At 71.8% G+C, this 10,341-nt stretch carries 23 protein-coding genes; all 23 read left to right on the top strand.

What is annotated here, in order from left to right; genetic code table 11:
- Positions 1-117: 117 nt before the first annotated feature.
- Complete coding sequence (locus ACIBSV_RS47060; RefSeq protein WP_395873719.1) at positions 118-1,005, top strand: hypothetical protein; 888 nt, start codon at positions 118-120, stop codon at positions 1,003-1,005.
- Positions 1,005-1,694 carry an ATP-binding protein gene (locus tag ACIBSV_RS47055; RefSeq protein ID WP_395873718.1) on the top strand — a complete coding sequence of 230 codons (690 nt, stop codon included), beginning with the start codon at positions 1,005-1,007 and terminating at the stop codon, positions 1,692-1,694. Before ACIBSV_RS47060 ends, ACIBSV_RS47055 begins: the two co-directional genes overlap by 1 nt.
- A complete protein-coding gene (locus tag ACIBSV_RS47050; RefSeq protein WP_395873717.1) occupies positions 1,691-2,005 on the top strand; it encodes a hypothetical protein in 315 nt (104 codons plus the stop codon). The genes ACIBSV_RS47055 and ACIBSV_RS47050 overlap by 4 nt, the downstream gene beginning before the upstream one ends.
- Positions 2,002-2,496: a response regulator transcription factor gene (locus ACIBSV_RS47045; protein ID WP_395873716.1), complete on the top strand. Its 495-nt coding sequence runs from the start codon at positions 2,002-2,004 to the stop codon at positions 2,494-2,496. The genes ACIBSV_RS47050 and ACIBSV_RS47045 overlap by 4 nt, the downstream gene beginning before the upstream one ends.
- Entirely contained in the window at positions 2,493-2,768 is a 276-nt protein-coding gene (locus tag ACIBSV_RS47040; protein ID WP_395873715.1) for a hypothetical protein, read from the top strand. Before ACIBSV_RS47045 ends, ACIBSV_RS47040 begins: the two co-directional genes overlap by 4 nt.
- On the top strand, positions 2,768-2,956 hold the full coding sequence (locus tag ACIBSV_RS47035; protein ID WP_395873714.1) for a hypothetical protein: 189 nt from the start codon (positions 2,768-2,770) through the stop codon (positions 2,954-2,956). Before ACIBSV_RS47040 ends, ACIBSV_RS47035 begins: the two co-directional genes overlap by 1 nt.
- A complete protein-coding gene (locus ACIBSV_RS47030) occupies positions 2,953-3,198 on the top strand; it encodes a hypothetical protein (RefSeq protein ID WP_395873713.1) in 246 nt (81 codons plus the stop codon). Before ACIBSV_RS47035 ends, ACIBSV_RS47030 begins: the two co-directional genes overlap by 4 nt.
- Entirely contained in the window at positions 3,195-3,485 is a 291-nt protein-coding gene (locus tag ACIBSV_RS47025) for a hypothetical protein (RefSeq protein ID WP_395873712.1), read from the top strand. Before ACIBSV_RS47030 ends, ACIBSV_RS47025 begins: the two co-directional genes overlap by 4 nt.
- 5 nt (positions 3,486-3,490) lie before the next feature.
- Positions 3,491-3,877 carry a hypothetical protein gene (locus tag ACIBSV_RS47020; protein ID WP_395873710.1) on the top strand — a complete coding sequence of 129 codons (387 nt, stop codon included), beginning with the start codon at positions 3,491-3,493 and terminating at the stop codon, positions 3,875-3,877.
- Positions 3,874-4,107 carry a hypothetical protein gene (locus ACIBSV_RS47015; protein WP_395873709.1) on the top strand — a complete coding sequence of 78 codons (234 nt, stop codon included), beginning with the start codon at positions 3,874-3,876 and terminating at the stop codon, positions 4,105-4,107. The genes ACIBSV_RS47020 and ACIBSV_RS47015 overlap by 4 nt, the downstream gene beginning before the upstream one ends.
- Positions 4,104-4,925 (top strand): hypothetical protein, encoded by an 822-nt coding sequence (locus ACIBSV_RS47010; RefSeq protein ID WP_395873708.1) that lies wholly within the window; start codon positions 4,104-4,106, stop codon positions 4,923-4,925. Before ACIBSV_RS47015 ends, ACIBSV_RS47010 begins: the two co-directional genes overlap by 4 nt.
- Before the next feature lie 80 nt (positions 4,926-5,005).
- Complete coding sequence (locus ACIBSV_RS47005; RefSeq protein WP_395873707.1) at positions 5,006-5,626, top strand: hypothetical protein; 621 nt, start codon at positions 5,006-5,008, stop codon at positions 5,624-5,626.
- Between the two features lie 26 nt (positions 5,627-5,652).
- A complete protein-coding gene (locus ACIBSV_RS47000) occupies positions 5,653-5,823 on the top strand; it encodes a hypothetical protein (RefSeq protein WP_395873706.1) in 171 nt (56 codons plus the stop codon).
- An 85-nt stretch (positions 5,824-5,908) separates the two neighbouring features.
- Positions 5,909-6,340: a DUF4031 domain-containing protein gene (locus tag ACIBSV_RS46995; RefSeq protein WP_395873705.1), complete on the top strand. Its 432-nt coding sequence runs from the start codon at positions 5,909-5,911 to the stop codon at positions 6,338-6,340.
- 72 nt (positions 6,341-6,412) lie between these two features.
- Entirely contained in the window at positions 6,413-6,877 is a 465-nt protein-coding gene (locus tag ACIBSV_RS46990) for a hypothetical protein (RefSeq protein ID WP_395873704.1), read from the top strand.
- A gap of 101 nt (positions 6,878-6,978) precedes the next feature.
- Positions 6,979-7,284 (top strand): hypothetical protein, encoded by a 306-nt coding sequence (locus ACIBSV_RS46985; protein ID WP_395873703.1) that lies wholly within the window; start codon positions 6,979-6,981, stop codon positions 7,282-7,284.
- Positions 7,281-7,544: a hypothetical protein gene (locus ACIBSV_RS46980; protein WP_395873702.1), complete on the top strand. Its 264-nt coding sequence runs from the start codon at positions 7,281-7,283 to the stop codon at positions 7,542-7,544. The genes ACIBSV_RS46985 and ACIBSV_RS46980 overlap by 4 nt, the downstream gene beginning before the upstream one ends.
- On the top strand, positions 7,541-8,383 hold the full coding sequence (locus tag ACIBSV_RS46975) for a hypothetical protein (protein WP_395873701.1): 843 nt from the start codon (positions 7,541-7,543) through the stop codon (positions 8,381-8,383). The genes ACIBSV_RS46980 and ACIBSV_RS46975 overlap by 4 nt, the downstream gene beginning before the upstream one ends.
- Entirely contained in the window at positions 8,380-8,580 is a 201-nt protein-coding gene (locus ACIBSV_RS46970; protein WP_395873700.1) for a hypothetical protein, read from the top strand. The genes ACIBSV_RS46975 and ACIBSV_RS46970 overlap by 4 nt, the downstream gene beginning before the upstream one ends.
- Entirely contained in the window at positions 8,577-8,780 is a 204-nt protein-coding gene (locus ACIBSV_RS46965) for a hypothetical protein (protein WP_395873699.1), read from the top strand. Before ACIBSV_RS46970 ends, ACIBSV_RS46965 begins: the two co-directional genes overlap by 4 nt.
- Complete coding sequence (locus tag ACIBSV_RS46960) at positions 8,777-8,989, top strand: hypothetical protein (RefSeq protein WP_395873698.1); 213 nt, start codon at positions 8,777-8,779, stop codon at positions 8,987-8,989. The genes ACIBSV_RS46965 and ACIBSV_RS46960 overlap by 4 nt, the downstream gene beginning before the upstream one ends.
- Before the next feature lie 150 nt (positions 8,990-9,139).
- Positions 9,140-9,691: a hypothetical protein gene (locus tag ACIBSV_RS46955; RefSeq protein ID WP_395873697.1), complete on the top strand. Its 552-nt coding sequence runs from the start codon at positions 9,140-9,142 to the stop codon at positions 9,689-9,691.
- Between the two features lie 155 nt (positions 9,692-9,846).
- The gene (locus tag ACIBSV_RS46950) at positions 9,847-10,338 is read left to right on the top strand and encodes a hypothetical protein (protein WP_395873696.1); all 492 of its coding nucleotides are present in this window, start codon (positions 9,847-9,849) and stop codon (positions 10,336-10,338) included.
- The last annotated feature ends 3 nt before the right edge of the window (positions 10,339-10,341 follow it).

Genomic DNA, 10,341 nt, shown 5'->3' with positions numbered 1-10,341 from the left:
CGTTCGGTCGGCCCGAATGGTAGCGTTTTGCATATGCGATCGGGGTTCTTGATCAGGAATGCCCCCTGACCCGAAATCCCCCCGTACTGACACACGAGACGAGCGAGGCCGCACTACATGGGCTACGAGCTGCGGCGCCAACTGCGCGAAGCGCTGGGGCCGGACATCACCGGACTTCAGCGCGCCGTCGCGCTGGAGATCGCGGACGACGCCGGCGACAAGACGCGGGAGAGCTACGCGACCTTGGAGGCGCTCGCCCGGTGGACCGGAGCCAAGAGCACCGAGGTGGTTCGGAACGCCCTCAAGCGGCTCGCCGCCGCCGGCTGGGAGTTCCGGATCCCGCTCGGCAAGGGCAAGGACGGTCGGGTGCTGTACGCGGTGCCCGGCACCCGGATGACATTCAAGGTGCCCCACTTCGAAGGGGTAGCCCCTGCTCCCCCTTCGGACGACAAGGGGGAGCAGGGGCTCCCCATAGGGGGAGCAGGGGCTCGTTCAGAAGGAGCCCCGGCTCCTTCAGAAGGTGCCGGGGCTCCCCCCTTCTCCTCATACTCCTCACTCTCCTCATCTATCCCCTCATGCGAAGCGCCCGCCGACGACGCGATCCCCGGACAGACCTGCCTCATCGCCGCCGTCGAAGAAGCCGACGCGGACAAGCCGCGCCGGGCGGCGAAGAAGAAGCCGGCGGCGAAACCGAAGAAGCCCAACCCGCACCAACTCGCCGACGACCTCACCGTCGCGTTCTGGGAGATCCACAAGACCGGCTCCGCGCAGTCGTTCATCGCGGTGCGGGGCATCGTCCGCACCGCGATCGGCAACGGCATCCCCCGCGACGACCTCGCCCGCGCACTCGACGCCGTCGCCCGCGAAGGACGCGTCATCTCCGGCGGCACCCTCCAGGTCGCCCTCCAGCAGATCCAGCGGCCCACCCTGCGCGCCGTCTCCGGCGGCTGGCAGGGCCCCTACCGCAACCCCACCGACCAGTCCGTGTACGACGAGGAGTTCTGATGCCCGACACCGAACCCAGCATCAACCGCGTACTCCGCACCGCCGGCATCGACCCCACCACCCTCGCCACCACCGACCCCGACGCGTTCACCCCCCTCGGCCGAGTCCGCAGCGCCGTCGACGTCACCGAAGCCAAACTCCCCGCCCGCTATCGCGACGCCGTCACCGACCACCCCGACGTCATCGCCTGGACCCGCGAAGTCGTCACCCAGGCCCGCGCCGAAGCCACCCGCCTCGACCGCCCCATGCCATCCGTGTCCCTCGGCCCCTCGCTGATGCTCCTCGGCATCACCGGCGTCGGAAAGACCCACCAGATCCACGGCGCCATCAGACTGATCGCCGCCCACGGCGTGTTCCCCCGGGCGATCCTCACCTCCGCCGCCGACCTGTACGCCTCTCTCCGCCCCCGCCACAACGTCGACAGCGAAACCGAATACCGGCGGTACGCCGACGCCGGCCTCCTGGTCGTCGACGACCTCGGCGCCGCCAAGCACTCCGAATGGGTCGAGGAGATCAACTACCGGCTGATCAACCACCGGTACGACCGCGGCGCCGTTACCGTCGTCACCTCGAACCTGGAACCCGGCCCCCTCAAGGACAGCCTCGGCGAACGCGTCGCCTCCCGGCTGCGCGAGATGTGCCGCCGCGTGTCCCTCAAGGGCGACGACCGCCGGCGGGCAGCCGCATGACCACCCGCGAGGTCGAACCCCTCGGATACGCCGACGTCCAAGCCCTCCGCCGGGAGCGCGCCATCACCGAGGCGCTCATGGTCCAGGGCGCCCACGCCCTCGCCGAGCGGGAGCGCCGGCGGCGGCTCGTCATGCGGCACCCCGACCTCGTTGCCCGCCTCGGCCAGGACCCCATCGGCCTGCGCGTCCCCAGCCTGTGGACGGGATCCGTGCCCCCGGCCGAGTGGAACGGCTCCCCGAACTCCCTGCTGCACAACGCCTACCGGGCCGTGGTCGACGAGGCCGAACGGCGCGAACGGAGGACCCCGTGATTGCCACCTCGGCCCTCGCCGCCATCGACGCCGCCGCCCAGACCTGGACCGCCGCCTCCGACGAAGGACCCCTGTCCGCCGCCGTCGTCAACGCCCTCGACGGCTACGACATCCGCCCCACCCAAGTCCGCACCCGCCCCCGCGCCCGCTGCCACATCTGCCACTTCCCCCGCGCCGTCACCCACGACGGCCTCATCCGCCGACACCGAGGCGAAGGCAAACAACCCTGCCCCGGCTCCGGCACCCGCCCCCGCGGACACGCCACCCCCAAAGCCACCCCCACCACCCAGCAACTCCTCGTCCTGCACGGCATCGCCCACGGCTGGACCGACCGCCGCATCGCCCGCGAACTCGGCCTATCCGAGAACACCGTCAAGACCCACGCCAAACACCTGTTCAACGCCATCGGCGCCAACGGCCGCACGCACGCCGTCGCCATCGGCTTCAACACAGGCCTGCTGCTGCCCGCGACCACCACGGAGCCGAAGTGACCAACCGCCAAGTGATCCGCCGCGAACTCCGCCGCCTCGGCTGGAAACCCGGACCGCTCGGACTCGCCGAACTCCGCAAGGGCTCGGCCATCTGGTACGTCCTCGACGACGGCGACGTCATCCTCGCCGGACCCACCCACCAAGGCCGCCGCGAAGCCGTCCTGTGGTTCCCGTCCGACATCCCCAGCGCGATCGTCGTCGCCGCCTGCGAGGCCTGGGCCGCCGCGACCGGACGGGCCGACCACCCCGCGCCCACCACCAGGAGCCACTGATGACCCGCACCCCCGACAGGCACCGCCGGCCACCGACCCCGGCCGAGATCGACCTCGCCAACGCCATCACCGCCGCCATCGAGAACCTCACCAGCCGCGAGCCGTTCTGGCTCGCCGTTGCCGCCGTCAGGACCGCCGTCGACCAGGGCTGGACACCGCCCGCGCCCACCACCGGGAGCCAGACGTGAGCATCCACCGCGACGTCTACGTTCGCTGCGACATCCAGGCCCCCGGCTGCGACCACGTCCCCCAGATCGCCGCCCCCGGGCGCACCGCCGCCGAAGCCAGAGCGCAGGCCCGCGACCTCGACCGCTGGCACCACCACGGCGCCCACGACATCTGCGCCCTGTGCTGGACCGCCGGACACCGCACCGCGCCCACCACACGGCGGCCCGACCAGCCGAATCACCACACGACGGAGACCCGATGACCAAGATCACCCGCACGTTCAGCCGCAACGAACTCGACGACCTCGACGTGCCCTTCGAGCACATGGTCGAGCAGGCCGTCGTCGACACCGACCGCTGGACCACCATCCACGAGGGCGTCTTCCGCCACCCCGACGGCCGCCACTACCACGTCAGCTGGCAGGAACCCGCCACCGAGCACCAGGAGTGCGACACCTGGGTCACCGACCCGGTCGTCGCGACCGAAGTCGAGCAGCGCCCGGTCACCGTCATGCAGTGGCTGCCGGTCGACGGCGAGGCCCGGCCGTGACCGACATGACCACCGCCCCCTACGAGGTCACCCCGGACCCCGACGGCCGCACCTGGCGCCGGACCTGCCACCTGTGCCCGACCAGCGCGGTCGGCGACGACGAGGCGGTGATCCGGGAGCGCGCACAACGGCACCAGGACGAGACGCACTCCGGCCGCACCAACTCCAGCGCAGGCGAGGTGCTGGCCGTCGCGACCGCCGAGATCCGCCGGCTCCAGGCCGTGGTCGCCGAGCAGGCCGCCGACTTCAGCCGGCTGCACGCCGACGCCACGCGAGCCCTCGGTGCCCTCGCCCTCTTCGTTGCCGAGCACTCCGACCCCGGGGCCGAGGCGCTCGAAGCCCAGTACTGCCTCACCCAGACGCTGGTCAACACCCGACGGAGCCTGTCGTGAGCCTTCGCCCGCGCACCGTCTTCGCCATCGCCTGCGACGCGCCGCGCTGCTTCGAGACCTTCCACCTCGAGGTCGGCGGCGAGACCTACGAGCTGCAACTTCAGTCCATGGCCGCCGCGGAGGGCTGGGACGAGCCGCTGCGGGAGCGCGGCTGGGCGGTCACCAACCGGCACCTGTGCCCGGCGTGCGTCGAGATCCAGGCCGAGCAGCTCACCGGAGGAGCGCGATGACCGCCATCCCGCCCGGCGAGAACGCCGAGGACTGCCCCCGCTGCGACCCGACCGACCCCGCGGTCGCCGTGTACCCGTGGATCTGCCCCGGGCACCCGGGCGCGCCGGACGACGAGGCCGAGAAAGCGCCGGACTCGGTCGTGCGGATCGACCTCGCAGCGTTCCGGGGCCTGGTCGACGTCGCCCACAACCTGGGGAGCAAGCACCTGGACTGCGATCAGTACGCGGCCATGCAGCTCGTCGTCCGCCAGGCGCCCGCGCTGCTGACCTTGGTCGCCGAGCAGGCCGCCACGATCGCCCACTACGACACCGCGCTGATCGAGACCACCCGCGACCTCACCCGCGCCCGCGAGCACATCGCCGACCTGGACGGCCAGATCGAGGGACAGGACCAGGCGCTCGGTGCCGCCGACGCCGACCGCGACCGGCAGGCCGCCGAGATCGACCGGCTGCGGGCCGACCGCGACCGGATGCACCTCGCCCTGGCCCAGGAGCGGCACGAGCGGGCGGAAGCGGCGGAGTGGCCGGACGACGGCTCCGAGGCCGACGACTGGCGCGACGAGTACATCGTCCAGCGGACCAAGGACGGCGAGTGGACCGACGTCGGCTGGATCGAACCCGACCGCGACCGGGCCCTGGAGGTCATGAACGGCTGGGCGGACCGCCGGTCGGGCTGGCTGCCGATGCGGGTCGTCCGGGTCCGCGCTGCCCGTCGGGTCGTTGCGAGTCGGGACGTGGTCGAGACCCGCGATGCCTCACGCGCCCCTGAGAGCCCCGCAGACGCACCCGACCCGTCCAACGACCCGCGCTCGGGCTGAAAACGCCGCAGACGCCCGCCCAGGGCCCTTCGCGGGGCCCACCCGACCCACACCGACCCGACCGACGACAGGAACCCGGCATGTACTACCGCGAATCCCGGGGCAAATCCGGCACTCGACTCGAACCCGGCGACATCGTCGTCTGGGAGCGCGAACCCCACCACGTCATCGAGATCAAAGAGCGACCCGCCGACCTCTGGGGCGAGCGCTACGAGACCCGGTGGGCCGAAGAGTCCAAGTGGCGGCACGCCACCACCCGCGCCGAGTGGGTCGGCCGGCCCCTCGTGTACGTCCTGCGCCCCGTCGACCGGCCCGACGCCAAGCCCCTGCACCTCATCGGGCCCGCCCAACACACCTGGGACGTCCTGCCCGAGCACTACTCGGTGTGCCGGATCTGCCGGGAACTCCCCCCGTGCCGGCACGAGGTGACCGAACGCGCCGTCGTCGACCAGATGGAGCGCACCGAGGCGTTGATGGCGGTCCAGCGCGGCCACTGCCTCTCGTGCGGCGAGTACGTCACGCCGCGCATGAACGCCGCCAGGTTCCCCGGGCCGAACCTGTGGCGGCCCGATCTCGGCGAGAACAGCGCCCTGTTCCACGCCCGGTACTCCTGCTCGGGCGACGTCGCGCAGTACCGCAAGCAGTGGGAGGCGCGCAACGAACGGGCCGACGAGCAGCTCGCGCTCGACGACCGGCCCTGACGCCCACCCGACCCAATCGAGGACCCGTGCGCACCCGACTCGCCACCACAGCCATCGTCATCGCCCTCGGCTTCGCCGCCGTCGGCCTCGCCCACGTGGCCTACCTCGCAGGCATCGACAGGGCCATCGGCGCCCCGGTCGCCATCGCCGCCGTCGCGGCCTGCGCGTGGTGGCTGGACGGCCGGCGCCACACCTGACCGCCGAGGCCCGCAGGCGGGCGCACAGGCATCCGCACGGGCCATCCGAGGCCCGGAGCGACCCGACCGACAGGAGACATCACCGATGACCGTCTACGTCGACGAGACCCGCGACTGGACCCGGCTCGCCCGGATGAAGGGCCTGCGCCACACCCACTGGGCCCACCTCACCGCCGACACCGAGCCCGAACTCCACGAGTTCGCCGCCCGATTGGGCCTCAAGCGGGCCTGGTTCCAGAACGCCACCAACTACCGCTGGCACTACGACGTCGTGCCCTCGAAGCGCGCCCAGGCCATTCGCCTCGGCGCAGTCGAGATCGACCGCCGGCAACTCGCCCAGCTCATGGCCGACCGCCGAGCTGCACTCGACGCCGCCGACCCCAACCGGGCCAAGGACCAGGGCGAACGGCTGCTCGACCTCGTCGACCAGATCGGCCCCGAGACCCGCGCCCGCATCGCCCAGCGCCTCGACGACCGGTTCCACGAGATCACCGGCACGCCACGCGACCCGTCCTGACCCACGCAGAAGCCCGCCCCGGGACTCAGCCGGGGCGGGCCCGCGATCACCGTACCCACCCCCAGGAGCGACATGACCCCCGACGACCTCATCCGCGAACTCACCAAGATCGGCGACGCGTTGGACTGGACCGAACGCGCCCTCACCGCACAGAACGAGGCCAACGCCGCACTCCACTGCAGCGAACGCGTCCTCTACCAGCCCCTGACCACCGCCGTCATCAACGCCCGCGCGAGCCTCGCCGCCGTAGCCGAACACCTCGCCGACGCCCTGGAGTCCGGCGCCGCACCCACGGGCCTCGACTCCCGGGCGCAACTCGCCGAGGTCCTCACCGACCTCGACCGCTGCGAACACGGACGCCACGAAGACGACGTCTGCGGCTCCTGCGGCGGCACATCCCACGGCAACCCGCACGCAGCCGCCGGCGACGTCATCGGCTACGGCCTCGGCGGCGACCTGATCGTCAGACCGCGCAGGGACATGAAGCACGACCCGAAGGCATGGCGCCGGCGACGTGGCGAGGACACCCCGCGGTGAGCGAGTCCATCGCCTGGGACGACGCCGACGGCATACGCGCCCCCACACGCAGCCCCCACGCCTGGATCCGCCACCTCCGCCGACGACGCACAGGAGCACCCGTGCCCAGCATCCGCCCCACCCACTACCAGGTGTCCGCCCTCCCCGCCGCCCACCCGGCCTGCCGCGACTACGCCCTCGACATCCACTGGCACCACCGCACCGACACCTGGTCCGTCGCCTACGCCGACACCTGCCACGCACCCGACGGAACCGGCCACCCGCAGGTCGCCGACTGCCACATCCACCACCGCTACCCGCTCGACCGCGCCATCGCCATCGCCGAACGGGCGGCGCCGCACGTCACCGTCAACGGCCGCACCGTCGCCGACGCGCTCGCCCGCAGTCAGGAGGCCGACCCGACATGACCGAGCCCACCCTCACCCTCGCCGAGATCAGCGCCCACCTCGACGGCCTCCTCGCCAAGGCCCGCATCGCGACCGACGCCCCCGCCCCGCCCTGGGCCCTCGACCTGCTGATCGGCGTCGCCCGCTACGAGGACCAGCACGGACTCCCCGCCGACGGATGGGGCTGCCTCGCCGACGTCCTCGCGCAAGTCCCCGCCGAGGTGCGCGGGCACGCCGAGCGGGTCGCCCAGCACCGCGCCGAAGGAGGCGACCCGACATGACCGAGCCCACCCGCGAGCAGCTCGACAACCTGCTCGACCACGCCCACAAACGCCGCCTCGGCCCGGCCGAAGTCGACCGCATCCGCGCCGGGTTCGACGCCCTGCGGCAGCAACTCGCCCTCAGCCAGGACGGCGCGAGCCAGCGCGAGACCCTCCTCACCGAGGCGCGCGACGCCCTCGAGGAGCACGGCGGACACGGCGACGCCTGGCCCGACATCGTCGCGCCGATCCTGGAGCTGGCCGGGGAGCGGGACCGGCTCGCCGGCGCCGTGCAGCGCGTGCGGGACCTCCACCGGCCCGAAGAACTCGTCGACCCCTCGGGTGTCGAGTGCAGCGGCTGCGGCGACAGCCCATACCACATCGACTACGGCGTCACGTGGCCCTGCCCGACCATCGCCGCGCTTGACGCCCAGCCCGAGCCGGCGGCGGACACCAGGCCCCTCACCCGCCGCATCTTCACCTACCCCGGCGACGGCCGCTCCGGCACGCCGGACCCCGCCCCGGTCATGCACGGCATCAACCCCGACAGCCTCCTGACTGTCGTCGACGAGGCAGTCCCGGCGGCGGACACCGAGACCACGAACCCGCCAAAGCCGATGCCCTTCGCAGAGGACGCCCAGCGGTACATGGCCGCCTCCGAAGAAGAAATGGCCGTCATCAGGCGGCTGTCCGTCGCGGACTTGGCCGGAGGCGACCCGGCGTTCTCCGTAGATGCCAAGGCGGCCCGAGACGCGAACCAGGCGTTCCTCGAGGAGGCCGCCCTCTCGACCGACCTGCCGGCCAGCGCCCGGATCCACCACGAGCCCACCGCCGACCCCGACCACCAGGAGCCCTCGTGAAGCCCACGCCCGACGCCTGCGTCCACTGCGGCCACCCCCGCGACGGCCACGGCACCCGGTACGCCACCATCACCGGCCCGCACACCTGGACCCCCGAGCCCGAGATCCGAGGCCGCAACCACCTCGCCGACGTCATGGCCGGTATCCCCGCCGACCCGAACGGGCTCGTCGCCCACTGGCCCCAGGAGCAGGCATGAGCGAGCCCACCTACCCGCACGCCGTCACCGAAGCCGAGGCCGCCCGCCACGGCCTGCGCCAGGTCCTCCTGCGCGAACCCGAGTGGCAGGCGCTGCTGATCGTGCTCGACATGCGCGGACTCGACGCAATCCCGATGCGGTTCGGGCCGGCACCCGACCTGCCCACCTACATCACCCAGCCCAAGCAGGAGCAGGCATGAGCACCGAAGTCGTCAACGGGATCGCCTCGCTGGTCCTCACCGTCATGGCGGGGATCTCGATCATCCGCCTGTTCAACCGCGTCGAACGCCTGGAGCGCCAGGCCAAGGAGACCAAACGGCACGTCGCCGTGCTCGCCGAGATCGTCAGCGGCCACAACGTCGACGTCCGGCAACTCCAGCGCGAACGCGACGGGATCGGCCCCGAGTAGCACGCCGAGGGCCCGTGCTCGACCACGAGGGGAGCGCGGGCCCGACGCCGGACCCGGGGGGGGTGGGACCGGACCAGGGACGCTACGCCCGAGACCGGACAAACACCACACGTAGATCGTTTCGAGACCAGAGCGACACCAAGGAGCGACATGCGGGTCACCTACGACACAGAGTTCATCGAAGACGGCCAGACCATCGGCCTCATCAGCATCGCCCTCGTCGCCGAAGACGACGGCGAGTACTACGCCGTCAACGCCGACATGCCCATCCGCCGCATCCGCCGGCACCCCTGGCTGATGGACAACGTGGTGCCCGGCCTGCCGCAACCGCACGGCGACCGCCGGCTCACGATGCCGCAGCGGTGGCTCTACGACTACGCCAGCCCCCTCAGCAGGCGCTCGCAGCGCATCGCCGACGAAGTCCGCAACTTCCTGGCCAACACACCCGACCTCGAACTCTGGGCCTGGTACGCCGCCTTCGACCACGTCGCCCTCGCCTGGCTCTGGGGCCCGATGAGCAACCTCCCGCCCGGCATCCCCATGTGGACCAACGACATCCGGCAAGAGGCCCACCGCTTGGGGCTCACCGACGACGACCTCCCCCAGCAGGAGGCCGGCGTCCACAACGCCCTGGCGGACGCGAGGCACAACCTCGTGCGGCTGCGCTTCCTCGACCAGGTCGCCGCCGAACGGGCCGCCTGAACATGCCGAGGGCCCGCGCTCCCCGGACGGGGATGGTGGCGCGCGGGCCCCAAAACCGGCGGGGGAAGGTGCTGAGCCGGACCGCGACCGTACGCCCAAACAGCACAGCAATCCAGACCTTGATCGACATGAAACCGGACCGAGACAGGAGCGACATGGGCAGTCACGCAGACGCCGTCCTCGCCTACGGCTACAACCTCGGCGGCGGCGAAAAATGGGAAGTCGCCGAAGCCGACGACGACAACGGCCTCGTTCTCCCCTGGTTCAGCGACTACGAAGGCGACGGCGAAAACGGCAACGAGGGTTTCGAGGAAGCCGCCACCGCGCGCCTCCTCGCCTCCATCGACTTCGCCGACCGCCGACCCGACGAGGACTACGGCACCTTCCGCGACCGCCTGAATGCCGCGATGGCCCGGCTCGGAGTACGCATCACCAGTTGCTACTGCTACGAGTTCCCGACGTATCTGCTGACCGCCGAGGTCTTCGAAGCCGACTCCGGCAACGTCCAGGCCCTCGACCTGCCCGACCTCGCCCGGCGCCCCGAAACGGGCGGCTGGGACGAGAAGTTGCGGGCGGCGCTCACCGTGCTCGGCCTCACGCCCACCCGACGGCAGCCGAATTGGCTCCTCACCGCCACCTACGGCTGACCG

This window comes from Embleya sp. NPDC050154 (assembly GCF_044460165.1).
GTDB lineage: Bacteria > Actinomycetota > Actinomycetes > Streptomycetales > Streptomycetaceae > Embleya.
Note: the sequence above shows the minus strand (reverse complement) of the source record. Positions and strands in the feature narration are given on the sequence as shown.